Origin of the sequence: Burkholderia latens, from assembly GCF_902499045.1 — a bacterium.
GTDB lineage: Bacteria > Pseudomonadota > Gammaproteobacteria > Burkholderiales > Burkholderiaceae > Burkholderia > Burkholderia latens.
This window is the reverse complement of the sequence record NZ_CABVPL010000012.1, coordinates 25,726-52,618: the sequence shown is the minus strand read 5'-3', so window position 1 is coordinate 52,618 and position 26,893 is coordinate 25,726. Positions and strand designations below refer to the sequence as shown.

The following is a 26,893-nucleotide window of genomic DNA, read 5'->3' as shown; positions in this document are numbered from 1 at the left end:
AATTTGGTCACTAGACCCACAATGAAAGCCCCGATCACTTCGTCAGTGGGTCTTTCATGGTCCGGCGTCGCCCCATTCTTCTCCTCGCAGCTGCGTCCGCACTGCCCGTCGCGCTAGCCGCGTGCAGCGGCAAAGCGCCGTCCGATCCGCGCACGGAAGCGCCGCTCGTGCGTACCGCCATCGTGCAGGTGTCGGCACCCGCGTCGCGCGCCTTTACCGGCACCGTCGCCGCCCGCGTGCAGAGCGACCTCGGGTTTCGCGTGTCCGGCAAGGTGCTGGCGCGCCTCGTCGACACCGGGCAGACCGTCCGGCGCGGCCAGCCGCTGATGCGGATCGATCCCGTCGACCTGAAACTCGCGGCGCGCGCACGCGACGAGGCCGTGGCCGCCGCACGGGCCCGCGCGCGACAGACCGCCGAGGACGAAGCGCGCTACCGCGACCTGCGCGGCACCGGCGCGATATCGGCGTCGGCCTATGACCAGGCCAAGGCCGCGGCCGATGCGGCCAAAGCGCAGTTGAGCGCCGCCGAGGCCGACGCCGACGTCGCGCGCAATGCGACCGGCTATGCGGAACTCGTCGCGGACGGCGACGGCGTCGTGATGGAAACGCTCGCGGAACCCGGCCAGGTCGTCAGCGCCGGGCAGCCGGTGGTTCGGCTCGCGCACGCCGGCAGCCGCGAGGCGACGATCCAGCTGCCGGAAACCTTGCGCCCGGCGCTCGGGTCGGTCGCGCAGGCCGGGCTGTTCGGCAAGCCGGACGTCAGCGTGCCCGCGACGCTGCGCCAGCTTTCCGATACCGCCGATGCCAGAACGCGCACGTTCGAAGCGCGCTACGTGCTTCAAGGCGCGCTGGCCGACGCACCGCTCGGCGCGACCGTCACGATCCGCATTCCGGACGACGCGCGGGCGACACCGCAACGCGGCATGCAGGTGCCGATCGGCGCGCTGCTGGACGCCGGCAAGGGGCCCGGCGTGTGGGTGGTCGCCGGAGAGCCTCCGAAGGTGGGATGGCGGTCCGTCACCGTCGAGCGTGTGGACGACGACAGCGCACTCGTGTCGGGCGCACTGAAGCAGAGCGAACGGGTCGTCGCGCTCGGCGCGCAGATGCTGCGCGACGGCGAAGCGGTGCGCGTGTCCGCGCCGGTCGCCGCGGTGGCGGCGGCCACGAACGAAGGAGCACGGCCGTGAGCGAACGCCGTTTCAACCTGTCGGCACTCGCCGTGCGCGAGCGCGCGATCACGCTGTTCCTGATCTGCCTGATTTCGCTCGCGGGCCTCGTGTCGTTCTTCAAGCTGGGCCGCGCGGAAGACCCGGCGTTCACGATCAAGGTGATGACGATCGTCAGCGCATGGCCGGGCGCGACCGCGCAGGAAATGCACGATCAGGTCGCGGAGAAGATCGAGAAGCGCATGCAGGAGCTGCGCTGGTACGACCGCACCGAAACGTATACGCGCCCCGGCCTCGCGATCACGACGCTGACGCTGCTCGACAGCACACCGCCGTCCGAGGTGCAGGAGCAGTTCTATCAGGCGCGCAAGAAGATCGGCGATACGGCGAACGATCTGCCGGCCGGCGTGATCGGGCCGCTCGTCAACGACGAATACGCGGACGTCACGTTCGCGCTGTTCGCGCTGAAGGCCAAGGGCGAACCGCAGCGGCTGCTGGTGCGCGACGCCGAGGCGTTGCGCCAGCGGCTGCTGCATGTGGCCGGCGTGAAGAAGGTCGACATCATCGGCGAGCAGGCCGAGCGCATCTACGTGCAGTTGTCGCACGAGCGGCTCGCGACGCTCGGCGTCAGCCCGCAGGACGTGTTCGCCGCGCTCAACGGCCAGAACCTGCTGACGGCGGCCGGCTCCGTGGAGACGCGCGGGCCCGAGATCTTCATCCGCGTGGACGGCGCATTCGACAAGCTCCAGAAGATCCGCGACACGCCTATCGTGTCGCAGGGCCGCACGCTGAAACTGTCCGACCTCGCCACCGTCGAGCGCGGCTACGAGGATCCGTCGACGTTCCTGATCCGCAACAACGGCGAGCCCGCGCTGCTGCTCGGCATCGTGATGCGCGACGGCTGGAACGGCCTCGACCTCGGCCGCGCGCTGGACCGCGAAGTCGGCGCGATCAATGCGGGGCTGCCGCTCGGCATGAGCCTGACCAAGGTCACCGACCAGTCGGTGAACATCAGCTCGGCCGTCGACGAGTTCATGGTCAAGTTCTTCGCCGCGCTGCTCGTCGTCATGCTGGTGAGCTTCGTCAGCATGGGCTGGCGCGTGGGCCTCGTCGTCGCCGCGGCCGTGCCGTTGACGCTCGCCGTGGTGTTCGTCGTGATGGCCGCCACCGGCAAGAACTTCGACCGCATCACGCTCGGCTCGCTGATTCTCGCGCTCGGGCTGCTCGTCGACGACGCGATCATCGCGATCGAAATGATGGTCGTGAAGATGGAGGAAGGCTACGGTCGCGTGGCCGCGTCCGCGTACGCGTGGAGCCATACGGCCGCGCCGATGCTGGCCGGCACGCTCGTCACCGCGGTCGGTTTCATGCCGAACGGCTTCGCGCGCTCGACCGCCGGTGAATACACCAGCAACATGTTCTGGATCGTCGGGATCGCGCTGATCGCATCGTGGGTCGTCGCGGTGGTGTTCACGCCCTACCTCGGCGTGAAGATGCTGCCCGAGTTCAGGAAGATCGAAGGCGGCCACGATGCGATCTACGATACGCCGCGCTACAACCGCTTCCGTCAGGTACTCGCGCGTGTCATCGCACGCAAATGGCTCGTCGCCGGCTCGGTCGTCGGCCTGTTCGTGCTCGCGATACTCGGGATGGCGATCGTCAAGAAGCAGTTCTTTCCGGTCTCCGATCGCCCCGAGGTGCTGATCGAGGTGCAGATGCCGTACGGCACGTCGATTTCTCAAACGAGCGCCGCGACGTCGAAGGTCGAGGCGTGGCTCGCGAAGCAGAAGGAAGCGCGCATCGTCACCGCGTACGTCGGCCAGGGCGCGCCGCGCTTCTATCTGGCGATGGGGCCGGAGCTGCCCGATCCGTCGTTCGCGAAGATCGTGATCCGCACGGACAGTCAGGAGGAGCGTGAAGCGCTGAAGGCGCGGCTGCGGCGCGCCATCGCCGACGGGCTCGCGCCCGAAGCGCGCGTACGCGTGACGCAACTCGTGTTCGGCCCGTATTCGCCGTTCCCGGTCGCGTATCGCGTCACCGGCCCCGATCCCGACACGTTGCGCGCCATTGCGGCCGACGTGCAGCACGTGATGAACGGCAGCCCGATGATGCGCACCGTCAATGCCGATTGGGGCACGCGCGCGCCGACGCTGCATTTCACGCTGCAGCAGGATCGCCTGCAGGCCGTCGGGCTGACCTCCAGCGCGGTTTCTCGGCAATTGCAGTTCCTGTTGACCGGGGTGCCCGTCACCGCGGTGCGCGAGGACATCCGGACCGTGCAGGTGATCGCCCGTTCGGGCGGCGATGCGCGGCTCGACCCGGCGCGGCTCGACGACTTCACGCTCGCCGGCACGAACGGGGAGCGCATTCCGCTGTCGCAGGTCGGCAAGGCCGACGTTCGGATGGAGGAACCGATCATGCGCTGGCGCGATCGCGTGCCGACGATCACCGTGCGCGGCGACATCGCCGACGGCTTGCAGCCACCGGACGTCTCGACCGCGATCACGAAGCAGCTGCAACCGATCATCGCGCGGCTGCCGAGCGGCTATCGGATCGAGGAAGCGGGCTCCATCGAGGAATCGGGCAAGGCGACGAAGGCGATGCTGCCGCTGTTCCCGATCATGCTGGCGATCACGCTCGTGATCATCATCTTCCAGGTGCGATCGATCTCCGCGATGGTGATGGTGTTCATGACGAGCCCGCTCGGGCTGATCGGCGTGGTGCCGACGCTGATCCTGTTCGGGCAGCCGTTCGGCATCAATGCGCTGGTCGGCCTCATTGCGCTATCGGGGATCCTGATGCGCAACACGCTGATCCTGATCGGGCAGATTCACCAGAACGAACAGGCGGGACTCGATCCGTTCCATGCAGTGGTCGAAGCGACCGTTCAGCGGGCGCGCCCGGTGATCCTGACCGCGATGGCGGCCGTACTCGCGTTCATTCCGCTCACGCATTCGGTGTTCTGGGGCACGCTCGCGTACACGCTGATCGGCGGCACGTTCGCGGGAACGATCCTCACGCTCGTGTTCCTGCCGGCGATGTACGCGATCTGGTACAGGATCCGGCCCGGCCATTCCGCCGCTGCACGCCACGGCCGGCATGAACCGGCATCGCCGGCCGAGCCGGCACTGCAGCCCGCGCTGGATGCGCGCGATTGATATCCCCGTTCACCGTGTCGAAGCCTGCGCAAGAAATTCCGGCTCGCATGATGCGGCGCAACCGCCTCGAAACGGTTCGCCGTTACAGCACCGCCACCGCCTTGATCTCGACGATGTAACCCGGCGAGCCGCCGAGCATGTGCGCGCCGACGGCGGTCCATGCCGGCCGCGGATGCGCACGGAAATAGCGATCGCGCACCTGCATGAACAGCGGCAGGTCGCGCATGTCGGTATGGAACGTCGTCAGGTCGACGACGTCGTCGAGCGACGCGCCGCCCGCTTCGAGCACGCGCTTCAGGTTTTCGAATGCCTGCACGATCTGCGCTTCCCGGTCCTCGACCAGTTTCATCGCGGCGTCGCGGCCGATCTGGCCGGACACGTACACGGTATCGCCGACCTTGATCGCCGGCGCGTAGCCGATTTTTTCGTACACGGCTTCCATTCCAGGCGGAATGATCGCTTCGCGTTTGCGCATGAGTGTCTCCGTGGCCGGGCTCGTCGCACCAGCCGGTTGTCGTTCGATGATCGCTATGCGCGCCGCCCACTCGCGGCGTGCGTATGTCTGAAGAAGCACGCGTGCCGCTCAACCCGTATCGCCGCCCGCGACCGGCAGCACCGTGCCGGTGATGTAGCTCGCTTCATCCGATGCAAGAAACAGGATCGGCGCGATCTGTTCGTCGAGCGTGCCGTAGCGCTTGAAGAACGTCGAATCGGTGACTTGCCGCACCGCTTCGGCCATCCACGCCTGTTCCTGCGCGGTGTCGCCGGCCGCATTGCGCGGCACGCGGCGCGGCGGCGCCGTCGTGCCGCCGGGCGCGGTCGCGACCACGCGGATGTTGTGCGCCGCGTATTCCATCGCGAGCGCGGCCGTCAGCGCATTGACGCCGCCTTTCGCCGCCGAGTACGGCACGCGGCGAATCCCGCGCGTCGCGTTCGACGACACGTTGACGATCGTGCCGCCGCCTGCGGCGAGCAGGTGCGGCAGCACCGCGTGACAGCCGTAGAGCGTCGGCATCAGCGAACGGCGAATTTCCGCGTCGATCTGCGCGGGCTCGAACTCGGCGAACGGCCGCATCCGGATCGCGCCGCCGACGCCGTTGATCAGCACGTCGATCCGGCCGAACGTCGCGACCGCGCACGCCATCGCCGCATGCGCGCCGTCGTAGGTCTCGAGATCGGCGACGAAGGCGGCCGTGTTGCCGCCCGGCGCTTCCGCAGCTACGTCGGCGACGAAATCCGCGCGATCGACGAACAGCACGTTGCCGCCCTCGGCCGCCGCGCGCAGCGCGACGCCGCGGCCGATGCCCTGCGCCGCGCCGGTGACGACGACGACCTTTCCTGAGAATCGTTGCATGGTCATGCCGCCTTTGCCGTCACGTTCGGCGTGAATTTCTCGTAGTGGAAGCTGTGCGGCTTCACGCCCTGGTCGTCAAAATACTGGCGCACCGCATCGACCATCGGCGGCGGCCCGCACAGATAGACGTCCACGTCGCCGTCGTTCAGCGCATCGGCCGGAATGTGCTGCGTGACCCAGCCCTTGCGTGCGTGGCGCGACGCCGGATCGGCGACGACCGTCGCAAAACTGAAGTTCGGCAGCTTCGCCGCATACGCTTCGATCGCGTCGACCAGCACGAGATCGAGATCGCGCGTCACGCCGTAGATCAGGTGGACCTTCTGCCGCGAACCGCTGCGCGCGAGCACTTCGAGCATCGACAGGAACGGCGCGAGCCCGGTGCCGCCCGCGAGGAACAGCAGCGGCCGCTCGACGTCGCGCAGGTAGAAGCTGCCGAGCGGCCCGTTCAGTTCGAGCGTGTCGCCGGGCTTCGCGGATTCGAGCCAGGTGCTCATCACGCCGCCGGGAATCTTCTTGATCAGGAATCCGATCTTCGCGTCGCCCGGCGCGGACGAAAACGAATACGACCGGTGCTGGCCGCTGCCCGGCACGCCGATGTTCACGTACTGGCCGGGCAGGAACGCCGGTGCGTGCTCGTCGGCGTCGAGCTCGAGCACGATCGCCGCATCGTTGTGCGGCTCGACCTTCGTCACCGTCGCGACGAATCCGCTGTGTCCGGTCTTGCATGCGATCGACGTCGTCGGCACCGCGATCACGCAGTCGCTTTGCGGCACCATCTGGCACGTCAGCACGAGGCCGCCGTCCTTCTCGTCCTCGGTGAGCGCATCGTCGATGTAGTCGTCGCCGAGATCGTAGCTGCCGCTTTCCGCGCGGCACTTGCAGGTGCCGCACACGCCGTCGGAGCAGTCCATCGGCAGGTTGATCTTCGCGCGGAACGCGGCATCCAGCACTTTCTCGCCGGCGTTGCAATCGATGAAACGGGTGACCCCGTCCTCGAAGTTCAGTGCAATCTTGTAGGTGGACATGACCTCGTCTCCCTGTATTACGTGTCGAAACGATCGGCGTCAGACGTGGTACACGTCGAGCACCTGCCGGATGTAGTCGTTCTTCAGCACGATCTTCTTGTTGGAGATCAGCAGCGCGCCGCCCACCTGGCGCAGCGTGACGAACATCGTGCCGAAGAAGTGGTCGGTCACGCGATAGCGGTGGTTCAGCGTGTGGAAGTTGTAGCGCACGTCCACCTCGCCGTCGCGCTCCGCCAGCACCTCGACGTTCGTCACGTTGTGGCTCGTGCGCGGCTCGGGCGTCGACGCGCCGCTGCGCTCCGTCTTGATCCGGAACACGCGATCCTCGAGCCCGCCGCGATCCGCGTAATACATCAGCGAGATCTGGCTGCGCGGATCGTCGGTCGGCCGGTCGTCGTCGTCCCACGCGGGCATCCAGTACGTGACGTCCTCCGTGTAGCAGGTCAGCCATTCGTCCCACTCGCGATCGTCGAGCAGGCGCGCTTCGCGATACAGCGTCGCGCAAATCGTCCGGTAATCGATGTTCATGCCGCCACCTCCCCGCGTTCCTTCTTCAGTGCATCGCGCATCACGTGCACCCAGTGTTCGTGCTGACACACGAACAGCCCTTCGTCCTCGCTGCGCTCGCCCGATATCCGCGGGTTCAGCCCCATCTTCTTCGCGTTCTCGTCCGGCCCGTGAATCCACAGCGGCGCGCCGCGCGACAGGTCGTTCCACATCGCCGTGATGCCCGCGTAGCCGGCCTGGCACGCGCGGAATTCCTCGAGGTCGTCGGCCGTGCCCATCCCCGTCACGTTGAAGAAATCCTCGTACTGGCGAATGCGCGTCGTGCGATCGGCTTCGCTCTCGCCCTTCGGCGCGAAGCAGAAGATGCTGACTTCGGTCTTGTCGACTGCGAGCGGACGCACCACGCGAATCTGCGTGCTGAACTGGTCCATCAGGAACACGTTCGGGTACACGCACAGGTTGCGGGTCTGGTTCACGATGAAGTCGGCCTGCACTTCGCCCACGCGCGCCTTGATCTCGTCGCGATGCCGGTACACGGGCCGCACTTCCGGGTTCATCGTCTTCGTCCACAGCAGGATGTGCCCGTTGTCGAAGCCGTACACGCCCGCGACCGACTTGCTCCAGCTGTTCGCGTCGACGGCCTTCGTGCCGTCTTCCTTGCGGCGGCCCATCGTCGCCGCGTAGTTCCAGTGCACGGTGCTCACGTGATAGCCGTCGCAGCCGTTCTCCATCTGCATCTTCCAGTTGCCTTCGTAGATGTAGGACGAGTTGCCGCGCAGCACTTCGAGGCCGTTCGGCGCCTGGTCGACGATCTGGTCGATGATCACGCGCGCCTCGCCGAGATAGTCCTCGAGCGGCAACACGTCGTCGTGGAGGCTGCCGAACAGGAAGCCGCGATAGCTCTGAAAGCGCGCGACCTTCTTCAGGTCGTGCGAGCCGTGCGTGTTGAACTGAATCGGATACTCGGTCGTCTTCTCGTCCTTCACCTTCAGCAGCTTGCCGGTGTTCGAGAAGGTCCAGCCGTGGAACGGGCACGTGAAGCTCCCCTTGTTGCCATGCTTGCGGCGGCACAGCATCGCGCCCTTGTGCGCGCACGCATTGATCACCGCGTGCAGCTCGCCGGCCTTGTCGCGCGTGATGACGATCGGCTGGCGGCCGATCCACGTCGTGTAGTAATCGTTGTTGTTCGGGATCTGGCTTTCGTGCGCGAGGTACACCCAGTTGCGCTCGAAGATGTGTTTCATCTCCAGTTCGTAAAGCGCGTCGTTCGTGAAGATGTCGCGGCGGCAGCGGAAGATGCCGGCCTCCTTGTCGTCCTGCACGGCGGTCGCGAGCAGCTGATCCAGTTCGGTGATGGGGTCGATCGTGGTGGACATGATGGTTCCTCGTGCGCGCGTGACGGGTCCTGCAAGCACGCTCGCATCGGTATCGATGAATCTCGGGGACCGGCCGGCAGCGGCGGCGCACGCGCGCCGCCGTGTCGCCGGGCGGGTTATGCCGCGGCGGAAGCGCGCAGGCGTTCGACGATCTGGTTGTCCTTGCCGCCGACGCGCGGCGTCAGCACGAAGTCGAACTCGATGTCCTGATACGAGTCGGCCTTCATCCCGAGCGCGATGCCGCCGGCCTTTTCGGTCACGGGCGGAATCAGCTCCTCGCGCGTCGCATACGCGAAGTCATCCCAGATCAGCGGGTCGCCGTCGATGTTGAACTGCGTCGTCAGCTTGCGGTGGTCGTCGCTCGTCACGAAGAAGTGCACGTGCGCCGGGCGGTTGCCGTGGCGGCCGAGGCGATCGAGCAGTTGCTGCGTCGCGCCCTGCGGCGGGCAACCGTAGCCGACCGGCATCAGCGTGCGAAATTCGTATTTGCCGTCCGCGCCCGTCCGCACCGCGCCACGCAGGTTGAACTCGCTCTGCTTGCCGGTCGGATCGAAGTGCGAATAGAAGCCGTGCGAATTCGCATGCCAGCATTCGACCAGCGCGCCGGCCACCGGCTTGCCGTCGAGATCCTTCACCGTGCCGTGGATCACCAGCGGGCCCGCACCTTCGTCCGCGTCGACGTCGATCTTCGCGACGCCGTCGCGCACCGGCGCACCCGCGACATACAGCGGGCCTTCGATCGTGCGCGGCGTGCCGCCGTCGAGGCCGAGCGCCTCGTCCTCCGCGTCCATCCGGATGTCGAGATACTTCTCGAGACCGAGGCCGGCCGCGAGCAGCGCTGCTTCGCCATCCTGACCAAGCTTGTTCAGATAGTTCACGCCGGCCCACACTTCGTCGGGCGTGATGTCGAGATCGTCGATCGCTTTGAACAGGTCGCCGAGCAGCCGCAGCACGATCTGCTGCGTACGTGCATCGCCGCGCGTGCCGTTCGCGCCTTTCGCGCCGTCGGCATCCGCGTTCGACGCTGCCTTCAGCAGATCCTGCACTTCTTTCGTTTCGAAAACTTTGACGCTCATGATGGTGTCTCCATGTGTATTTGGGGGAATGGCGACCCGACGTGCCCGCTGCCGGCGCAGCGGCGCCGCCGTGGCTCAAACGTCGCCGTCGTGTATCGACGACGGGTGGCGACACAACGGCGTCACCGAAATCTTCATGTACGGGAACAGCGGCAGGCCGGTCAGGATTTCGTGCAGCTCGGCGTTGCCCGACACGTCGAACACGCTGTAGTTCGCGTATTCGCCGGCGATCCGCCAGAGGTGGCGCCACTTGCCGCTGCGCTGCAGGTCCTGCGAATACGCCTTCTCGCGGGCCTTGATCTCGTCGGCGACCGTGGCCGGCAGGTCGGCCGGGATGTTGACGTCCATGCGTACGTGGAAAAGCATCGTGAAGTCCTGATACGTGATTCGGTCAAGGTGGTGTGGCGTCAGCGGGACACCTTCGCCAGCCCGTCTCGGGTGAAGCGCGCGACCTTCGCTTCGTCGAGTTCGATGCCGAGGCCCGGGCCGCTCGGCACGGTCAGTTCGAAATCGCTGTAGTCGAGCGGCGTCGTGAGAATCTCTTCGGTGATCAGTAGCGGTCCGAACAGTTCGGTGCCCCACTGCAGGTTCGCGAAGCTCGCGAACAGGTGCGCGGAGGCGACCGTGCTGAATGCGCCTTCGAGCATTGTGCCGCCGTACAGCTCGATGCCGGCCGCATCCGCAACCGCCGCGACGCGCTGCGCGGCGAACAGGCCGCCGCTCTGCTCGATCTTGATCGCGAACACGTCGGCGCCATGGTGCTTCGCGATCTCGAACGCGCTGTCGGGGCCCTGCAGGATTTCATCGGCCATCAATGCGACCGGGAAGCGGCGCATCAGCCGCGCGAGCGCGGCCGCGGAAGCCACCGGTTGCTCGACCAGTTCGCAACCGGCATCGGCGAGCGCCGGAATCGCGCGCGCGGCCTGCGTTTCGCTCCATGCCATGTTCACGTCGACGCGCACCGACGCACGCTCGCCCACTGCCCGCTTGATCTCGGCCACGTGCCGGATATCCGCGTCGAGCGCCTGCGCGCCGATCTTCAGCTTGAACACGTTGTGGCGGCGCAGGTCGAGCATCCGTTCGGCTTCGGCGATATCGGTTGCCGTGTCGCCCGATGCGAGCGTCCATGCGACCGGCAGACGATCGCGACGGCGCCCGCCGAGCAGTTCGCTGACCGGCACGCCGAGACGCTTGCCGTGCGCATCGAGGAGCGCGGTTTCGAGCGCGCTCTTCGCGAAGTGATTGACCTTCGCGAGCTTGCCGAGGAATGCCATCAGCGCCTGGATGCGCGTTGCGTCGTGGCCGATGATCGCCGGTGCGAGGTATGCGTCGATCGCGAGCTTCATCGCTTCGGGGCTTTCCGGGCCGTAGGCCATCCCCGCGATCGTCGTGCCTTCGCCGATACCCGTCACGCCGTCGCTGCACGTCACCTTCACCAGCATCAGCGTCTGGCCGTGCATCGTGGCGACCGACAGCTTGTGCGGACGGATCGTCGGCAGGTCGACGAGGCGGGTTTCAATGCGTTCGATGGTGATCGGGGACATGGGGCACGCTGCGGGTCGGGAGTTCATGGAACGGATTTATACGCGGCGGGGAAATGGGGCGTCCAATACTTTCGGTCTCGCTTTTTGATACCTTGAGGGTATTGAGATACGGGCCGACGGGCGAAATATTGCGGTGCGCCATACCTTTTTTGGCAGGCATGCGGACTGGGGAGCTTGATGGAGCGAGGTCGTGGGGGTTCGGGGTGCGGCTGGATGCAAGCGCGATACCCCCGCTCCGTGGCGACGGGAAATCGGCTCGGAACCGCTGGTCTAGCGGCAGGAATCAGGGTTTTCCTGACGGGAAAACGATGGTGGGCGCTGGCTCGGCTTTCTGTTCCAGTCCCTGTGAATGATCGCGACGCCGCCGGGACGCGGGTATGAACGTTTGAGGTCCGTTAGCGGCATCTGCCAAGAGCGGTTCGCCCCAACCGCACTGCATCCGCTTGCGAAAGTGCGTCGCGAATCGCGGCCGATACGCGGCAGTTCGGGTTGTGTCGACATATACGTGCTGACCATAACCACGTCGCGGCCAGGCCGAATTTCGAGCGTGTCTGCGCACCGCGTTTGATCGGCGACCGGTACGCCGCGCGATTATCCAAAAAGTCGCGGATCAAGGGTGAACGGCTCCTTGCCGGTCACCTTCACGCTCGCAGCAAAATCGTCGTGCAAAGGATTCAACAAAAGAGCCAGCGTAGGTCTGTGCGCAAGGCCTTAACAAATAACGCACAGGCACTGCTGCATCATTGAAGTGACGGATACTCGTCGGTTATCTCAAGCGTTTGCCTCGACCCACAAAATCGAGAATTTTATAGATCGTTGATTTCCTAACAATTTTTAGCGAAACTTCTGTATAAAAATCGCCTACCCGCAGTTGGAATGGGATAGGTCGATATATATTGGCCTAATCTCATACCCTCCAGTCGGAGCATCATATGTCGCATCATGCGCAGGTGAAGTTTCGCGCAGCTGCCATTTTCACGGTTGCTGTCATTGCGCTGTCGGGCTGCGCTGCCACACCGCCAGCCCCAACTGATCCGCAGCTGCAGCTCGTCACCACCACGCGGGACGACAACGTGCGCTACACCAAGGCGTTAAATGCATATCAAGCCATGGTTCGCGAATCCAGGGCCCACAGCCGTGCCCAGATACTGGAAGCCTATCAAGACCTGCTGTTTCAATACTCCGTCGCTACGACAAGCTGGGTTCGGGTCGTCTATCCGACAGGGCCGCAGACCTTGCCGCCAGCGTTACGGCCATTTCCTGCACGTACAGGGACTCCCACGCTGGCGGATGTGAATCGGAACTATGAGCACGCGCTCGAAATCAACGTCGCCGTGTGGGAAATCGGTAAGGCGGCAAATTGGGGCAAACCATCGAAAGAAGGCATACCGAAATACACCGGCCCGCTGGTGTTCATGCCCGTTGCGCCGCCGCTGCCGCCCCTCCAGGAAGCGAGCGATCCGAAGTTTGCGCGGCTGGTTGCCATGACCAAAAAGGTTGAGGATGCCCAGAAAAAGGATCTCATCACGCAGAAAATCGAGGTCGGCCAAGCACTGAGTGCGTCTCGAGCAATGGGAGCCGCACGCCCCTCAGAGGGTGACGCTTTTAACCCGATGACTGGCCGGCCGTATGCGACGCAGCAGCAGCCACAGCCACAAGAGGTTCAGCGCTGGTGCACGTGGTCCACCCCAGGAGTGAACGCCCGCGTGCCCTGCTGAACGTAAACGCATGATCGTACTGTGTCGGCTCCGCAGGCCGGAGGTTTGCATCAGCGGGGCGGTATTTGCAGATTTCCGATCGCCCCTGCAGATGCCGAGTGACCGATGCCGATGCGGCGGAAAGCAGCCATCGGCAATGGTTGAGGAAGTCGTTGCGTTCGTGCATTGTTCGGACGTTCGCATTGCCGATTCCATCCAGGATGCGGCAGTATGAGTGCGTGCGCGAAAAAGAACGGGCCGAAATCGCCGATGCGGTTCGCGGCATGTGCGACATATGCGGGGTTTGCTGACGTCGTTCGCCGGTCGTGGCATCCTCCGTGCGACATACGCGGGATTGACGTTCAGGCTCCATGAGGGCTTTGTGCCGATTTCCTTTCTACTGCGACGCATCGCATTCACTGTCGCGATCAGAACCTGGCTAAAAAAATGATCATGCCTTCCAGACGTCCTGCCAAGCAGGCTAGAGCAATCGAGAAGACCATTGTTTCGTCCGCCTTGGGCAACCAGCTGATCGCGGATATGTCGCGTCAACGCCCGTCGCTTGTGCGCGCGATAGCGGGGATATTGCTTGTCGCCAGCGTGTTTTCAGGGTGTGCGCCCCTAACGGCGTCTGCGCCGACGGATCCTCAACAACGGTTTGCCGCGGAGCTGCAGAATGCGAATGCGTTGTATAGCCGGAAAGTGTTGGCATATAAGCCGATGTTCGAGAATCCCGGCGGCTATGGTCGAGCGCAGATACTGGAAGCGTACGAGGCAGTGCTGCAGCAGTACTCCGTCGCGGCAATCGCTTATGCCCGCACCATTTATCCCGAGGCTCGACAGACGCTTCCACCTTCCCTGCAGCCATTGCCGACGCCGTCGGGGCCGGTCACGCTGGCGGTCGTCAATCGCGACTACGAACATGTGCTCGGAATGGACGCTGCTTTGTGGGAGATGAATATGGCGGCAAAGTTTGGCCGGCCATCCAAGTTGCCGATACCGAAATACACCGGCCCTGTGCTCATCATGCCGCCTGCGCCACCGTTACCGCCTCTGCAGGATGTTCGCGATCCAAAGTTCGCGCGGCTCGTGACCATGGCAAAGAAACTAGACGATGCGCAGAAGGCCGATCTGGCACGAGAGCAAGCCGCGATCGAGCAACAATATGCCGACCAAGCCGCGTGGAGGGCTCGGCACCCCACAGGGCAGTATGACCACATCGATCCGAGGACCGGACTACCGTATGCGCCTCCGCAACAGGAGACGCAGCGATGGTGCATGATGGGCGGTGGCCGGGTGCCTTGCTGAAACGTATGCGGCCAGACTGGTAGCTGGCCGGAACCAACAGGGCCGACGCGACTTTGACGAAGCGGCACGGCGAGAACGGGTCGAGCCGTGCCTGAGCCCTGGCGTGTCGACTGCTCGCAGCGCGTAGAGCAAAATAATTCCGTCACGCCAGAATCCTCTTGGATCCAGGCCTCCGGCCCACGAATCGACGACTTTATTGACGGTTCCATCAAAACAACGTCGTCAATTGGCCTGCGTCCGCACTCAATTTGTCAACTCGCGTAGTGGACCAAGCGTTCCAGCGGTAACGTCCTGATTTCTAGACCGATTTCCGACGTACCGCCAGGCCGGTCGAAGCGCTGAGTTCAAAAGGGGACGCTCTCTGCATCAAGCTCAGTCATCCATGCTGGGGAAAATGCCCCGGTAAGCCGACGCATATCTCGGCGCAGCCTTGCGTACGTCGCCGCGTCAGATAAGTCGCAGACGCCACGGAATCAATAACGCGTCGAGCGTCACCAGCGCCGTGCACCAAGATCCGCGCAACAACTGTTCAGTTTCCGCACACTGAACCGCGAAGGCCCCTGCCTCCATGCACCTTCCAAGGGTGGGAAAAAACCCGGATACCCCCGCTGCCCCGCCCGCACCTACCCTCGCGCGCATGCCGGTCGGGCGGCGCGCCGCCCTCCCGGTCGATCCGAATTTCCCAGGAGCGCACATGAACAGCAGCAATAGCGGCACGCCGACCCTGCTCGACGCCGACATCTGGCGCGGCAAGATCTTCACCGGCCGCTGGCACGCAAGCCCGCACGCGGCCGACGTAATCGAGCCAGCCACCGGGAACACACTCGGCCGCGTCGGCCTCGCCGACAGCGCCACCATCGCCGAAGCGTCGACCGCCGCACACCGCGCGCAGCCCGCATGGTTCGCCCTGCCGTACGACGAGCGCGCAGCAGTACTACGCCGTGCGGCGGCCATCGCCGAAGCGCATTCCGCATTAATCATCGACTGGCTCGTACGCGAAAGCGGCTCAACCCGAGCAAAGGCATCGTTCGAAACCTCCGTCACCATCAAGGCGTTGCACGAAGCAGCCGGGCTGCCGTCGCGCGCGGCCGGCGAAGTACTACCGTCGCCAGCCGGCCGTCTGTCGCTCGCGCGCCGCCGTCCGCGCGGCGTCGTCGGCGTGATCTCGCCGTTCAATTTCCCGCTGTACCTCGCGATGCGCGCGGTCGCGCCGGCGCTCGCGCTCGGCAACGCGGTCGTGCTGAAACCCGATCCGCGCACCGCCGTGTGCGGCGGCGTCGCGATCGCCCGCATATTCGAACTCGCCGGCTTGCCCGACGGCGTGCTGCACATGCTGCCCGGCGACGGTGCTGCGGGCGCGGCGCTCGTCGCCGATCCGCACGTCGCGATGATCCAATTCACCGGCTCGACCGCGGCCGGGCGCAAGGTTGGCGAAGCCGCGGGCCGTCACCTGAAGAAGGTATCGCTCGAACTCGGCGGCAAGAACGCGCTGATCGTGCTCGACGACGCCGATCTCGACCGCGCCGTCGCGAACACCGCGTGGGGCGCGTATCTGCATCAAGGCCAGATCTGCATGGCGACCGGCCGCGTGCTCGTGCAGCGCGCGATTCACGACCGCTTCGTCGCGAAGCTGGTCGAGAAGGCGCAAAGCCTGCGCGTCGGCGATCCCGCGACCGCCGACGTCGGCCTCGGCCCGCTGATCAACGCCGCGCAACGCGATCATGCGGCCAGCGTGGTCGACGCAGCCCGCCGCGCGGGCGCACGTGTCGAGACGGGCGGCCATCATCGCGGCCTGTTCTTCGAACCCACCGTGTTGAGCGGCGTCGCGCCCGGCAATCCCGCATTCGACGAGGAGATCTTCGGGCCGGTCGCGATCGTCGTGCCGTTCGATACCGACGAAGACGCGATCGCGCTCGCGAACCGCACCGAATACGGGTTGTCGATGGCGATCCTGTCCGCCGACGTCGGCCGCGCGCTCCGGATCGGCGAGCGGCTGAACACGGGGCTGCTGCACATCAACGACCAGACGGTCAACGACGAAGTGATCAACCCGTTCGGCGGCGTCGGCGCGTCGGGCAATGGCGCGAGCATCGGCGGTGCGGCAAACTGGGAAGAATTCACGCAGTGGCAATGGCTGACGATCAAGGGCGACGCGCCGCTGTACCGGCTTTGACGAGGAGGCGAGACCAACCATGTACACCGAAAACGATACGCGCGCCGTCACCGCGGCGGTCGCCCGCGCCGCCGGCGCGCCCTTCTCGATCGAACCGGCGCGAATCCGCGCGCCGCGCGGCGACGAGGTGCTGGTGCGCGTCGTCGCGACAGGCCTCTGTCACACCGACCTGATCGTGCGCGACCAGTACTACCCGGTGCCGCTGCCGGCCGTGCTCGGCCACGAAGGCGCCGGCGTGGTAGAGGCCGTCGGCCCGAACGTGAAGACGCTCGCCGCCGGCGATCACGTCGTGCTGACCTACGGCGCGTGCGGCCACTGCGCGTCGTGTGTCGGCGGCCACGGCGCGTATTGCCGGCAGTTCTTCTCGCTGAACTTCGGCGGCGCCGATGAAGACGGGCAAACCGCGCTCCGCGATACCGCCGGGCAACCGCTGCACGATCATTTCTTCGCGCAGTCGTCGTTCGCGAGCTACGCGCTCGCTCGCGAGAACAACGCGATCAAGGTGCCGGCCGAAGCGCCGCTCGAACTGCTCGGCCCGCTCGGCTGCGGGATCCAGACCGGCGCGGGCGCGGTGATCCATTCGCTCGCGGTACGCACGGGCAGCAGCTTCGCGAGCTTCGGCGCGGGCGCGGTCGGGATGAGCGCCGTGATGGCCGCGCGCGTCGCCGGCGCGACGACGATCATCGCGGTCGACATCGTGCCGTCGCGGCTCGCGCTGGCGCTCGAACTCGGCGCGACGCACGCGGTCAACAGCAACGAAGTCGACGTGACCGCCGCGATCCGCGACATCACCGGCGGCGGCGTCGACTACGCGCTCGAATCGACCGGGCTGCCGGCCGTGCTGTCGCAAGGGATCGACGCGCTGGGGTCGCGCGGCACGATGGGCGTGGTCGGCGCGCCGAAGCTCGGCACCAAAGCGGAATTCGACGTGAACAGCCTGCTGCTCGGCGGTCACACGATTCGCGGAATCGTCGAAGGCGACAGCGTGCCGCAGACGTTCATTCCGCAGCTCGTGCAGCTGTACCTGCAAGGGCGGTTTCCGTTCGACCGGCTGGTGAAGTTCTATCCGCTCGACCAGATCAATCAGGCGGCGGAAGACAGCAGCAACGGAATCACGCTCAAGCCGATCCTGCGATTGCCGCATTGAACGTTGCGGGCGCCGCCAGCCGGCCGCCGAGCGCGATGCCGCTCGGCTGCGCACCGCGGCAGCGCGGTCGGGAATGAAAATACCGCGCTTCGGGCGCCGGGCTATATTACGCATTCGCGCGACATGCCGGGCCGCCACGCCCGGCCCCGGACATTGCCCCAAATGGAACGCAGCGTGAATACGATTCCCGATTTCCCTGCTCGGCCGATCGACCTCGACCGGCTCCGCGCCCGCTTCGCGGCGGGCGAGCCGCTGCCCGACGCGGCGTTACCGGCCAGCGTCGCGCGCTCGTGGCTGCGCTCGCGCGATGCGGGCCTGCGGCCGTGGGAAACCGCCCGCTACGAAATGCAGCGCGATCTCGCCGAGTCACGCGCGGACCGGCGGCTCCGCCGCTGCGTCGCTCAGGAAATCGAGCAGCTGTGGGCCGCGTTCGGCGGCCGCGAATGGACGATCATGTGCGTCAACCCGCATGGCACGATCATCCACGCGCGACGCAGCCCGCAATGCGACGACGCGCTGCTGACGCCGATCGTCGCAGGCCGCCGCATCGTCGAACCGAACATCGGCACGACCGCGCCGAGTTGCGTGATTCACGACGGCACGGAAGCGGTCGTCGCGGGCGCGCAGCACTATCTGGACGAATTCGCACGGGTATTCTGTCTCGCGGTGCCGCTCGTCGGCTTCGACGGTGAAGTGATCGGCGCACTGGACATCACCGGCATCGGCCGGCGCAACGTCGTGCAGTTGCGCGAGCAGTTCCGGTACGCGACGCTGGCCGCCGAGCAGCGGCTGTACGCGATGCTGCGCGATTGCCATCTGCTGCATATCCAGCACGATCCGCGCTGGCTCGGCACGCCGCTCGCCGGTGTCGTGGCGCTCGACGAAGCGGGCCGCGTGCGCGCGGTGAGCCGGCTCGCGCGGCAGATGCTCGATCTCGCGCCCGACGGGCCGGTCGCGCCGTACGATGTGCGTCAACTGTTTCCCGGCGCGACGCCCGCGCAGCAACGCCGCCTGCTGACACCGGCGCGCACGCCGCAGCGGATCGCGCGCGACGATGGTAGCCATGTATGGGTGCGCACCGTGCGTGCGCCGCTGGACCGGACGACGATGGCGCGCGACGCCGACGTGCTCGAAGACGCGGCCGACGTATGCCACGCGACACCGGCCGCCAGTCAGCAAGCCAGCCTGCACGAACAGTCGCTGGACGCGATCCGCCGCGCGCTCGCGGAACATGACGGCAACGTGTCCGCGGCCGCACGGCAGCTCGGCATTTCGCGCACGACGCTGTATGCGAAGCTCAGGCAGCTCGACGCGGCGGGAATCGGGCGCGAAGCAGGCGCGGCGAGCCGCGTTAAAGCGGTGTAACGCATACGCCGAGCGCGTTTACGCGACCGCCCTTCGCTCGTGCAGCCGCAGCGCGGCCCACGCGATTGCCGCCGACAGGATGCCGACCACGCCGCCGAACGTGCCGATCCACGACAGACCGAAGTCGCTGGCGATATGGTTGCCGAGCAGCGCACCCGCGCCGATCCCGACGTTGTACAGCCCGGAGAAGATCGACACCGCGAGATCGGTCGCGTCCGGCGCGAGCTTCAGCACCCACGCCTGCATCGCGAGGCCGAAACAGACGATCGCGCCGCCCCACACGAGCGTATGCACCGACAGCGTGACGATGTTCAGCGCGCACGGAAACAGGATCAGCAGGCACGCCGACAACGCGACGATCGACGCGAGCAGGAAATCGGCCGGCCGCTGCGGAAACATGCGGTTGAAGCACATCGCGGCCGGCATGCCGGCAACGCCGAACAGGATCAGCACATAGGTGATCCGGCTGTTGCTCGCATGATTGACGCTCTGCACGAACGGTTCGATGTACGTGTACGACGTGAAGTGCGCGGATACCACCAACACCGTGATCGCGTACAGCGCGACCAAAGCCGGCTTGCGCAGGAACGAGCCGATACTGGCGAGCGATCCGGCGCCCTGGCTCGGCAGCTGCGGCAACGTCGCGCGCAGCATCAGCAGTGCGACGGCTGCCGCGGCGCCGATCACGAGGAACGTGGTGCGCCAGCCGAGCGCCTCGCCGATCACGCGGCCGAGCGGAATGCCGGCGACCATCGCGATCGCCGTGCCCATCGCGAGCAGGCTGAGCGCGCGGCTCTTGCGGTCGCTCGGCGCGAGCCGCACGGCCAGCGGCACGGAGATCGACCAGAACACCGCATGCGCGCATGCGATGCCGAGCCGGCCGATCATCAGCACCGTGAAATTCCATGCGACGCCGGTCACGACATGGCTGCCGATGAACACCAGCAGCGCGACGCTCAGCAGCTTGCGGCGCTCGACGTGGCGCGTGAAGAACGTCAGCGGCAGCGACACGACGGCGACGGCCCACGCGTAGATCGTCAGCATCAGGCCGACGGCGGTCGGCTGCATCTGCAGGCTGCCGCCGATCGCGCTCAGCAGCGCGACGGGCACGAATTCGGTGGTATTGAAGATGAAGGCGGTGAGTGCCAGGGCCAGAACGCCCCACCACGATTGTTCGGAACTGACGGCGTCGGGGGTTGCCATACGGGGATTCGACGAAGGTTGGGCGCGCGCTGGCGGCCCGCCCGGCGCATCGGCGCGATTGTACCAGCGGTGTTCGACACGCCGCCGCGTCGGAGACGGGGCGCCACGCGTGGGGCGCGGGACATGGCGGTGACACGGCCGCGCGCCGATAATGTGACGACCTGGTTTTGCCGACGATTTTGCCCGAACGTGATCGGGCCGGGAGATTTACATGCGCATTGAAACGTCATTTCTGTTCGATCTCGACGGCACGCTCGTCGACAGCGTCTATCAGCACGTGCTCGCGTGGAAGGAAGCGCTCGATGCGGAAGGCATCGAGTTGTCCGTATGGCGCATCCACCGCAAGATCGGGATGAGCGGCGGCCTGTTCCTGAACCAGCTGCTGCGCGAGACGGCCGGCGACATAGACGCCGAGCGCGTCGAGCGGCTCGCGCGGCTGCATGCGGACGCATATCAGCGGCTACGCGCGCAGGTCCGGCCGCTGCCCGGTGCGCGCGAGTTGCTGGCCGCGTTGTCGAATGCCGGTATTCGCTGGGCGATCGCGACCAGCGGCCGGATGGAAACGGCGGCGATCAATCTCGACGCGCTCGGCGTCGATCCGGCGAAGAACGTCGTCGTCACGCGCGACCAGGTCAAGTATGCGAAGCCGGACCCCGATCTGTTCCTGACCGCCGCCGCGAAGCTGAACGTGCCGATCGAGCATACGGTCGTGGTCGGCGACAGCATCTGGGACATGCTCGCCGCGAGCCGGTGCCGTGCGCTCGGCGTCGGCTTGCTGTCGGGCGGTTACGGCAGCGACGAGCTCGAACGCGCGGGCGCGCTGCGCGTGTATGACGATCCGGCGGATCTGCTGTGGCATCTGGACGAGGTTGCGGCGCGGCCGTAGCGCCTAAACCGTCCGCCTGACCAGCATCGCCCGGATCTCCGAAATCGCCTTCGCTGGATTCAGCCCTTTCGGGCACACGTCGACGCAGTTCATGATCGTCCGGCAGCGGAACAGCCGATACGGATCCTCGAGGTTATCGAGCCGCTCGGCCGTCGCCTGATCGCGCGAATCCGCGATGAACCGGTACGCCTGCAACAACCCGGCCGGCCCGACGAACTTGTCCGGGTTCCACCAGTAGCTCGGGCACTGCGTCGAGCAGCACGCGCACAGGATGCATTCGTACAGCCCGTCGAGCTGGTCGCGCTCTTCCGGCGACTGCAGCCGTTCACGCTCGGGCGGTGTCGAGTCGTTGATCAGGTACGGACGGATCGAATGGTACTGGTTGAAGAAATCGGTCATGTCGACGATCAGGTCGCGCACGACCGGCAACCCCGGCAACGGCCGCAGCACGATCTCGCGCGGCAGCGTCTTCATGTTGGTGAGACACGCGAGCCCGTTCTTGCCGTTGATGTTCATCGCGTCCGAGCCGCAGATCCCCTCGCGGCACGAGCGCCGGTACGACAGCGTCTCGTCCTCGCGCTTCAGGCGGCCGAGCACGTCGAGCAGCATCCGGTCGTCGGGACCGACGTCGACGTCGTAGCGCTGCATGTGCGGTTCGGCGTCGCGATCGGGGTCGTAGCGGTAGATCTGGATCGTGCGGGGATCGTTCATCTTGTCCTCCCGGCGCGGCGCCGGCATGGGGTCGCGAAAATGGCGACCCGCGCGCAAGCGCCGTGCCGGTCCGCGCTGCGTCAGTCGTCGTCGACGCGCTTGTCCACGAGATACCGGCCGCGCTCGACGCCCGCGCGCAGCGCCTCGTCCTCGGTCAGCCATTCGGGATTCGTCGATTCCGGCACGAACAACTCGATGCGCGCGCCATCGACGTACACCTGCACCTCATCGGCCCATGCGCCGCGTTCGTTACGCCGCGCCCATACGCGAATCTCGTGGCCGCGATACGGGTCGCGGACCTGTGCGTCCGGTTGATGCTGCATGCTGGCCCCCTGTGCTTATCTGCGATGACATGAAAAAAATGCGCGCCGCATGATCGGCGCGCACGCCGCCCGCCCCGCGCGCACGACCCGTGCCCGCTGGAGCCCGCCCCGGCACGCCCCTTGCGTCCCCATTGCGCATCGAACCGCTCCGGTCCGCCAAATAAAAGGGAGGGCACGATGATCGCCCATATCGAACTACTCGGACGCCTGCTGCTCGCCGCGCTGCTAGGCAGCGTGGTCGGGCTCGAACGCGAACGGCTCAACTGGGCCGCCGGACTGCGCACGCACATGCTCGTGTGCGTCGGCTCGGCACTCGTGATGCTCGTGTCGATCTTCGGTTTCGAGGACGTGCACGGCCAGAGCGGCGTGATGCTGGACCCGTCGCGGGTGGCCGCGCAGGTCGTGTCGGGCATCGGCTTTCTCGGCGCGGGCTCGATCCTGCTGCGCGGCGAAGTCGTGCGCGGGCTGACGACGGCCGCGAGCCTGTGGGCGGTGGCCGGCATCGGCCTTGCGGCGGGCGGCGGCATGTACGTCGCGTCGATCGGCGCGACGGTGATCGTGCTCGCGATCCTCGCTGGCGTGAAGCCGCTCGAACGACGCTTCATCGCGCAACGGCAGCAGCGCACGTTGCGGCTCGTCGTCGAGCGCGGCGGCCTCACGCTCGGCACGCTGCACGACGCGCTCGGCACCGGCCGCGTGCGCGTGAAGCGCTTCATCGTCCAGCAGTCGGACGACGATCCGGACACCGACGACATTTCGGTTTCGTTCTCGCGCACGAGTGGAGCGGAATTTGCGGCGATTTGCCGGACGCTGCAAGGCATGGCCGGCGTGCGCACCTGTTCCCCCGACACCTCGTCAAGGAGTTTCGCGTGACCCAGACGGACCTGCTCTCGTATCTCGTGACGAGCCAGCTCGCCGCGCGCATGCGCGGCGGCGCATGGCTCACCACCAGCCAGCTTGTCGGCGCGCTGCGCGCGTGGCTCGCGTGCCATCACGCCGAATGCGACTGGCTCGACCGGATCAGGATCGCGCACGCGTCGGCGCTGATCGCGGAAGGCATCTACGAGATCGCGTCCGCATACGGCGATCCGCACAGCGGCGAGCGCATCCGGATCGATCTGGATGCGCCGGAACTGCAGGCACTGCGCGCACGCTGCGACGTGCTGCTGCAACGCATCGACGGCGACCGGGACGTCGACGCGCGATGAGCGTGCCGGACCGCACGACATCCGCCGCGTTCGCGGCGGCGGGCCCCGCCGACGCCGCGGCGGACGCGCCGCTGCGCCACGGGCTGCTGGAACGCGGCCGCAATTGCGACACGATCCGCCACGCGGAACGCTTCACGATGCTGGTCGACGGCGACGCGTATTTCTCGACGCTGCGCGCGGCGCTGCTGCGCGCGCGCCATACGGTGTTCATCGTCGGCTGGGACGTCGACAGCCGGATGCGGCTGTCGCCCGGCGGGTCAGACGACGGCCTCCCCGACACGCTCGCCGCGTTCCTGCACGCGCTCGCGGCCGCACGGCACAACCTGCGCATCTACGTGCTCGCGTGGGACTTCGCGATGATCTACGCGCTCGAGCGCGACTGGCCGCCGGTCTATCGCGCCGCGTGGCGTGCACATCGCGGCATCCGCTTCCGGCTCGACGACACGCATCCGCGCGGCGCATCGCATCATCAGAAGCTCGTCGTGATCGACGACCGCCTCGCGTTCGTCGGCGGGCTCGACCTGACGCGTGCACGTTGGGACACGCCCGCGCACGCGGCCGACGATCCGCGCCGCCGCGACGGCAATGGAATGCCGTACGGGCCGTTTCACGACGTGCAGGCGATGTTCGACGGCGACGCGGCCGCCGCGATCGGCGAGCAGGCGCGCGTGCGCTGGTTCAACGCATGCGGCCGCCGGATCGCGATCCGCGCGCAGCGGCATCTCGATCGCGAGGAAGACGTCGACCCGTGGCCGCCCGGCACGCCCGTCGACGTGCGCGACGTGCGGCTCGGCATCGCATACACCGCGCCGCACCACCGCGGCCGCGAGCCGGTGCGGCAGGTGCGCGCGCTGGTCGAGGACACGATCCGCGCCGCGCGGCGTCATCTTTACATCGAGAACCAGTACTTCACCGCGGCGGTGGTGCGCGACGCGCTGTCCGCGCGGCTCGCCGATACGCGGGGGCCCGACGTGACGGTCGTCGCACCGCGCGTGCAGAGCGGCTGGCTACAGGAAGCGACGATGGGCGTGCTGCGCGCGCGACTGCACGACACGTTGAAGTCCGCGGACGGCTTCGATCGTTACCGGCTGCTGTATCCGCACGTCGACGGCCTCGGCGACGCGTGCGTGAACGTGCACAGCAAGATCGCGATCGTCGACGACGAATGCATCGTGATCGGCAGCGCGAACCTCAACAACCGGTCGATGGTGCTCGACACCGAATGCTGCATCGCGCTCGTCGCGGCCGGCGACGCGCGCATCCGCGCGGCGATCGCCGGGATGCGCGACCGCTTGCTGGCCGAGCATCTCGATACGACGCCGGACATCGTGGCCGCAGCATTCGAGCACGCGGACCGGGCGAACGCCGCGCTCGACCGGCTGCGCGCGAAGCCGGGCCGCACGTTGCGCACGCTCGACCCGGTGGTGACGCCGCAGATGGACGCGCTGGTGCCGGTCAGCGCACGGCTCGACCCGGAGCAGCCGATCGAGCCCGACCGTTTCGTGCGCGAATTCGTGCCGCAGGAGCAGCATCGCTCGCTGACCGCGCGCTTCTTCGTGCTCGGCACGGCCGTGCTGCTCGTGGCCGCGCTCGCGCTCGCGTGGCGCTTCTCGCCGCTCGGCAAGGAGCTGAACGTCGCGTCGCTCGCGCGCGCGGCCGCGCACGCCGCGCAACTGCCGGGCGCGCCCGCGCTGCTGCTCGCCGGCTACGTGGTCGCGGCGACGCTGTCGGTGCCGATCACGCTGCTGATCACCGTGACGGGGCTCGTGTTCGGCGCGTGGCCGGGCCTCGCGTACGCGGCCGTCGGCACGATGGTGGCGGCCGCCGCCACCTACTGGATCGGCCGCTGGCTCGGCCGCGACGCGGTGCGCCGGCTCGCCGGCGCGCGCGCGAACCGGCTCAGCGAACACATCGGCCGGCGCGGCGTGGTCGCGATGGCCGTGCTGCGGCTGCTGCCGATCGCGCCGTTCACGATCGTGAACCTGGTCGCCGGCGCGTCGCACATCGGGCTGCGCGACTACCTGATCGGCACCGCGCTCGGAATGCTGCCCGGCATCGTGCTGACGGTCACGTTCGCGCACCAGCTGACCGCCGCGTTCAGCCATCCGGGCCCCGGCGCGTTCGCGTGGCTGGCGGCGATCGGCGTCGTGCTGGTCGGCGTGTCGGTGCTGCTCGTACGGGTGCTGCGACGATGGCGCTGAGCCGGCAGCCGGCCCCGCCGCCGGCCATCGTGACGTCGGACGGCCCGCCCGCCGCCGCGCCGGGCGGCCGCGACCTGCGGATCGCGACGTACAACATCCACGGCGGCTACGGCGCGTGGCCGGCTCGCGCGGTCGACCGGATCGTCGCGGTGATCGACGAACTCGACGCGGACGTGATCGCGCTGCAGGAGGTGCCGCTCGGCGGCACGCGCGCGCCGGACGTGCTCGCGCACCTGCGCGACGCGACCGGGATGCACGCGGCGGCCGGCCCGACGATCGACACGCCGGAGCGCCGCTACGGCAACGCGGTGCTGTCGCGCTGCCCGATCCGCGCGGCACGCACGCTCGACCTGTCGTTCCATCAGCGCGAGCCGCGCGGCGCGCTCGACGCGGACATCGACTGCAGCATCGGGATGCTGCGCGTGGTCGCGACCCATCTCGGGCTGTCCGCGAACGAGCGCAGCGCGCAGGTGCAGCGGCTGCTCGCGGCGTTCGACACCGGCGCGATGCCGGTGATCCTGATGGGCGACATCAACGAATGGTTCGTGCGCGGCCGCGCGCTGCAGGCGCTCGTCACGCGGTTCCGCCGCGCGCCGGCGCCGCGCACGTTCCCGACGGTATGCCCGGTGTTCTCGCTCGACCGGATCTGGATCCATCCGGGCGAACTGTTGGTGGACGTGAAAGTGCACCGCAGCATGCTGGCCCGGCACGCGTCCGATCACTATCCGCTGGTCGCGCGCATGCGTGCGCTTCCCGCGTCGGGCACGTCGATTGCATCTGAAGTGCTTCGCGTTGACGGAACCTGACGGAGTCTTTGCCCATGCGAACCGACGAACTCGCCGGAACTGCCCTCGATTACTGGTGCGCACGCGCGTTGTGCGCGGACGAAGACGACACGCTGAGCTTCACGGCCGTCGAGCCGAACGTGATCGTGACCGCCGCGTGCGACGCGCTGCGGCGGCTCGACGCGCATTTCGCGCCGTCGGCGTCATGGGCCGACGCGGGTGCTGTGCTGGACCGCGTCGTCGACCTGCGGATCGCGCGCCACGGCGACGGCGTCGAATGCGACGCGTGCTTCGTCGATGGCCCGTCGGCCTGTGCGGCGCGCGCGCCCCACGTGCGCACCGCGCTGCTGCGCGCGTTCGTGCGTGCGCGTTTCGGCGACGAAGTGGATACGCCGCCTTCGTTCGCGCACCGGATCGAACGCGGTGTGCCGGTGCGGTACGACCCCGGTGTGCCGCTTCCGGAAGCGGACGGCGACTCGGCCGTCGGCGACAGCGCCGACATACGGTCGATCCCGCGGATGTGATGCGGGCCACGCTTCGGTCGCAGCGGGGTGTATCGGCTGTATCGGCTGTATCGGCTGCATCACCTGCATCGCCCGCGATACGGAGCCCGGACCGCTGATGCGACGCCGCAGTCGCACCGGCCGCACGCGCGGCATCGGCCGCGCCGCCCGCGATGC

The 26,893-nt window shown here is 67.1% G+C and carries 24 protein-coding genes; 13 read left to right on the top strand and 11 right to left on the bottom strand.

Going from position 1 to position 26,893, the window contains the following annotated elements:
- Positions 1 to 56 precede the first annotated feature (56 nt).
- The gene (locus BSE24067_RS11385) at positions 57 to 1,187 is read left to right on the top strand and encodes an efflux RND transporter periplasmic adaptor subunit (RefSeq protein ID WP_151065799.1); all 1,131 of its coding nucleotides are present in this window, start codon (positions 57 to 59) and stop codon (positions 1,185 to 1,187) included.
- Complete coding sequence (locus tag BSE24067_RS11380) at positions 1,184 to 4,324, top strand: efflux RND transporter permease subunit (protein ID WP_151065798.1); 3,141 nt, start codon at positions 1,184 to 1,186, stop codon at positions 4,322 to 4,324. The genes BSE24067_RS11385 and BSE24067_RS11380 overlap by 4 nt, the downstream gene beginning before the upstream one ends.
- An 82-nt stretch (positions 4,325 to 4,406) precedes the next feature.
- Here BSE24067_RS11380 and BSE24067_RS11375 read toward each other — a convergent pair whose 3' ends face one another.
- The 8 genes from BSE24067_RS11375 to BSE24067_RS11340 all read right to left on the bottom strand — a co-directional run bounded on the left by BSE24067_RS11375 (position 4,407) and on the right by BSE24067_RS11340 (position 11,206).
- Positions 4,407 to 4,799 (bottom strand): RidA family protein, encoded by a 393-nt coding sequence (locus BSE24067_RS11375; protein WP_151065797.1) that lies wholly within the window; start codon positions 4,797 to 4,799, stop codon positions 4,407 to 4,409.
- Positions 4,800 to 4,907: 108 nt separating this feature from the next.
- Positions 4,908 to 5,684: a benzoate diol dehydrogenase BenD gene (gene benD, locus BSE24067_RS11370; RefSeq protein ID WP_151065796.1), complete on the bottom strand. Its 777-nt coding sequence runs from the start codon at positions 5,682 to 5,684 to the stop codon at positions 4,908 to 4,910.
- Positions 5,681 to 6,703 carry a benzoate 1,2-dioxygenase electron transfer component BenC gene (benC, locus tag BSE24067_RS11365; protein WP_151065795.1) on the bottom strand — a complete coding sequence of 341 codons (1,023 nt, stop codon included), beginning with the start codon at positions 6,701 to 6,703 and terminating at the stop codon, positions 5,681 to 5,683. The genes benD and benC overlap by 4 nt, the downstream gene beginning before the upstream one ends.
- A 39-nt stretch (positions 6,704 to 6,742) precedes the next feature.
- Complete coding sequence (benB, locus tag BSE24067_RS11360) at positions 6,743 to 7,231, bottom strand: benzoate 1,2-dioxygenase small subunit (protein WP_151065794.1); 489 nt, start codon at positions 7,229 to 7,231, stop codon at positions 6,743 to 6,745.
- Positions 7,228 to 8,586, bottom strand: a complete 1,359-nt coding sequence (locus BSE24067_RS11355; RefSeq protein WP_151065793.1) for a Rieske 2Fe-2S domain-containing protein — start codon at positions 8,584 to 8,586, stop codon at positions 7,228 to 7,230. Before BSE24067_RS11355 ends, benB begins: the two co-directional genes overlap by 4 nt.
- A 116-nt stretch (positions 8,587 to 8,702) precedes the next feature.
- Positions 8,703 to 9,662: a catechol 1,2-dioxygenase gene (gene catA / locus BSE24067_RS11350; RefSeq protein ID WP_151065792.1), complete on the bottom strand. Its 960-nt coding sequence runs from the start codon at positions 9,660 to 9,662 to the stop codon at positions 8,703 to 8,705.
- A gap of 75 nt (positions 9,663 to 9,737) precedes the next feature.
- The gene (catC, locus tag BSE24067_RS11345; protein WP_151065791.1) at positions 9,738 to 10,028 is read right to left on the bottom strand and encodes a muconolactone Delta-isomerase; all 291 of its coding nucleotides are present in this window, start codon (positions 10,026 to 10,028) and stop codon (positions 9,738 to 9,740) included.
- 41 nt (positions 10,029 to 10,069) lie between these two features.
- The gene (locus tag BSE24067_RS11340) at positions 10,070 to 11,206 is read right to left on the bottom strand and encodes a muconate/chloromuconate family cycloisomerase (protein WP_151065790.1); all 1,137 of its coding nucleotides are present in this window, start codon (positions 11,204 to 11,206) and stop codon (positions 10,070 to 10,072) included.
- 932 nt (positions 11,207 to 12,138) lie between these two features.
- Between BSE24067_RS11340 and BSE24067_RS11335 the strand changes: the two genes are divergently transcribed.
- From BSE24067_RS11335 to BSE24067_RS11315, 5 genes are all read left to right on the top strand, one after another.
- Complete coding sequence (locus BSE24067_RS11335; protein ID WP_151065789.1) at positions 12,139 to 12,924, top strand: hypothetical protein; 786 nt, start codon at positions 12,139 to 12,141, stop codon at positions 12,922 to 12,924.
- A gap of 426 nt (positions 12,925 to 13,350) precedes the next feature.
- Positions 13,351 to 14,211: a hypothetical protein gene (locus BSE24067_RS11330; protein ID WP_151065788.1), complete on the top strand. Its 861-nt coding sequence runs from the start codon at positions 13,351 to 13,353 to the stop codon at positions 14,209 to 14,211.
- Between the two features lie 694 nt (positions 14,212 to 14,905).
- On the top strand, positions 14,906 to 16,384 hold the full coding sequence (locus tag BSE24067_RS11325) for a benzaldehyde dehydrogenase (protein ID WP_151065787.1): 1,479 nt from the start codon (positions 14,906 to 14,908) through the stop codon (positions 16,382 to 16,384).
- A gap of 19 nt (positions 16,385 to 16,403) precedes the next feature.
- Positions 16,404 to 17,531, top strand: a complete 1,128-nt coding sequence (locus BSE24067_RS11320; RefSeq protein ID WP_151065786.1) for an NAD(P)-dependent alcohol dehydrogenase — start codon at positions 16,404 to 16,406, stop codon at positions 17,529 to 17,531.
- Positions 17,532 to 17,705: 174 nt separating this feature from the next.
- On the top strand, positions 17,706 to 18,896 hold the full coding sequence (locus tag BSE24067_RS11315) for a helix-turn-helix domain-containing protein (RefSeq protein ID WP_244130565.1): 1,191 nt from the start codon (positions 17,706 to 17,708) through the stop codon (positions 18,894 to 18,896).
- An 18-nt stretch (positions 18,897 to 18,914) separates the two neighbouring features.
- Here the strand turns inward: BSE24067_RS11315 and BSE24067_RS11310 are convergent, their stop codons facing one another.
- A complete protein-coding gene (locus BSE24067_RS11310) occupies positions 18,915 to 20,099 on the bottom strand; it encodes a sugar transporter (RefSeq protein ID WP_151065784.1) in 1,185 nt (394 codons plus the stop codon).
- A 211-nt stretch (positions 20,100 to 20,310) separates the two neighbouring features.
- Here BSE24067_RS11310 and BSE24067_RS11305 point away from each other — a divergent pair, with 211 nt between their 5' ends.
- Positions 20,311 to 20,985, top strand: coding sequence for an HAD family hydrolase (locus BSE24067_RS11305; protein WP_151065783.1), 675 nt, complete (start codon positions 20,311 to 20,313; stop codon positions 20,983 to 20,985).
- A 3-nt stretch (positions 20,986 to 20,988) separates the two neighbouring features.
- Here the strand turns inward: BSE24067_RS11305 and BSE24067_RS11300 are convergent, their stop codons facing one another.
- Positions 20,989 to 21,696 carry a succinate dehydrogenase/fumarate reductase iron-sulfur subunit gene (locus BSE24067_RS11300; protein ID WP_151065782.1) on the bottom strand — a complete coding sequence of 236 codons (708 nt, stop codon included), beginning with the start codon at positions 21,694 to 21,696 and terminating at the stop codon, positions 20,989 to 20,991.
- An 80-nt stretch (positions 21,697 to 21,776) separates the two neighbouring features.
- Positions 21,777 to 22,019, bottom strand: a complete 243-nt coding sequence (locus BSE24067_RS11295; protein ID WP_151065781.1) for a DUF6566 family protein — start codon at positions 22,017 to 22,019, stop codon at positions 21,777 to 21,779.
- Between the two features lie 177 nt (positions 22,020 to 22,196).
- On the opposite strand from BSE24067_RS11295, the gene BSE24067_RS11290 reads away from it, so the two are divergent.
- Genes BSE24067_RS11290 through BSE24067_RS11270 form a run of 5 tightly spaced genes read left to right on the top strand, consistent with a single transcriptional unit; the run spans position 22,197 to position 26,737 of the window.
- Positions 22,197 to 22,892: an MgtC/SapB family protein gene (locus tag BSE24067_RS11290; protein ID WP_151065780.1), complete on the top strand. Its 696-nt coding sequence runs from the start codon at positions 22,197 to 22,199 to the stop codon at positions 22,890 to 22,892.
- Complete coding sequence (locus BSE24067_RS11285) at positions 22,889 to 23,227, top strand: hypothetical protein (RefSeq protein ID WP_151065779.1); 339 nt, start codon at positions 22,889 to 22,891, stop codon at positions 23,225 to 23,227. Before BSE24067_RS11290 ends, BSE24067_RS11285 begins: the two co-directional genes overlap by 4 nt.
- Positions 23,224 to 25,428 carry a VTT domain-containing protein gene (locus tag BSE24067_RS11280; protein WP_151065778.1) on the top strand — a complete coding sequence of 735 codons (2,205 nt, stop codon included), beginning with the start codon at positions 23,224 to 23,226 and terminating at the stop codon, positions 25,426 to 25,428. The genes BSE24067_RS11285 and BSE24067_RS11280 overlap by 4 nt, the downstream gene beginning before the upstream one ends.
- Positions 25,419 to 26,234, top strand: a complete 816-nt coding sequence (locus BSE24067_RS11275) for an endonuclease/exonuclease/phosphatase family protein (protein ID WP_151065777.1) — start codon at positions 25,419 to 25,421, stop codon at positions 26,232 to 26,234. Before BSE24067_RS11280 ends, BSE24067_RS11275 begins: the two co-directional genes overlap by 10 nt.
- 14 nt (positions 26,235 to 26,248) lie before the next feature.
- Positions 26,249 to 26,737: a phage protein NinX family protein gene (locus tag BSE24067_RS11270; RefSeq protein ID WP_151065776.1), complete on the top strand. Its 489-nt coding sequence runs from the start codon at positions 26,249 to 26,251 to the stop codon at positions 26,735 to 26,737.
- Positions 26,738 to 26,893 lie beyond the last annotated feature (156 nt).

Coding starts and splice junctions, on each gene's coding strand:
- BSE24067_RS11330 (WP_151065788.1), top strand. CDS start 13,351: ATGATCATGCCTTCCAGACGTCCTGCCAAGCAGGCTAGAGCAATCGAG.
- BSE24067_RS11270 (WP_151065776.1), top strand. CDS start 26,249: ATGCGAACCGACGAACTCGCCGGAACTGCCCTCGATTACTGGTGCGCA.
- BSE24067_RS11310 (WP_151065784.1), bottom strand. CDS start 20,099: ATGGCAACCCCCGACGCCGTCAGTTCCGAACAATCGTGGTGGGGCGTT.
- catA (WP_151065792.1), bottom strand. CDS start 9,662: ATGAGCGTCAAAGTTTTCGAAACGAAAGAAGTGCAGGATCTGCTGAAG.
- BSE24067_RS11325 (WP_151065787.1), top strand. CDS start 14,906: ATGAACAGCAGCAATAGCGGCACGCCGACCCTGCTCGACGCCGACATC.
- BSE24067_RS11300 (WP_151065782.1), bottom strand. CDS start 21,696: ATGAACGATCCCCGCACGATCCAGATCTACCGCTACGACCCCGATCGC.
- BSE24067_RS11335 (WP_151065789.1), top strand. CDS start 12,139: ATGTCGCATCATGCGCAGGTGAAGTTTCGCGCAGCTGCCATTTTCACG.
- BSE24067_RS11305 (WP_151065783.1), top strand. CDS start 20,311: ATGCGCATTGAAACGTCATTTCTGTTCGATCTCGACGGCACGCTCGTC.
- BSE24067_RS11280 (WP_151065778.1), top strand. CDS start 23,224: ATGAGCGTGCCGGACCGCACGACATCCGCCGCGTTCGCGGCGGCGGGC.
- BSE24067_RS11290 (WP_151065780.1), top strand. CDS start 22,197: ATGATCGCCCATATCGAACTACTCGGACGCCTGCTGCTCGCCGCGCTG.
- BSE24067_RS11295 (WP_151065781.1), bottom strand. CDS start 22,019: ATGCAGCATCAACCGGACGCACAGGTCCGCGACCCGTATCGCGGCCAC.
- BSE24067_RS11385 (WP_151065799.1), top strand. CDS start 57: ATGGTCCGGCGTCGCCCCATTCTTCTCCTCGCAGCTGCGTCCGCACTG.
- BSE24067_RS11355 (WP_151065793.1), bottom strand. CDS start 8,586: ATGTCCACCACGATCGACCCCATCACCGAACTGGATCAGCTGCTCGCG.
- BSE24067_RS11275 (WP_151065777.1), top strand. CDS start 25,419: ATGGCGCTGAGCCGGCAGCCGGCCCCGCCGCCGGCCATCGTGACGTCG.
- benB (WP_151065794.1), bottom strand. CDS start 7,231: ATGAACATCGATTACCGGACGATTTGCGCGACGCTGTATCGCGAAGCG.
- benC (WP_151065795.1), bottom strand. CDS start 6,703: ATGTCCACCTACAAGATTGCACTGAACTTCGAGGACGGGGTCACCCGT.
- BSE24067_RS11340 (WP_151065790.1), bottom strand. CDS start 11,206: ATGTCCCCGATCACCATCGAACGCATTGAAACCCGCCTCGTCGACCTG.
- catC (WP_151065791.1), bottom strand. CDS start 10,028: ATGCTTTTCCACGTACGCATGGACGTCAACATCCCGGCCGACCTGCCG.
- BSE24067_RS11320 (WP_151065786.1), top strand. CDS start 16,404: ATGTACACCGAAAACGATACGCGCGCCGTCACCGCGGCGGTCGCCCGC.
- BSE24067_RS11375 (WP_151065797.1), bottom strand. CDS start 4,799: ATGCGCAAACGCGAAGCGATCATTCCGCCTGGAATGGAAGCCGTGTAC.
- benD (WP_151065796.1), bottom strand. CDS start 5,684: ATGACCATGCAACGATTCTCAGGAAAGGTCGTCGTCGTCACCGGCGCG.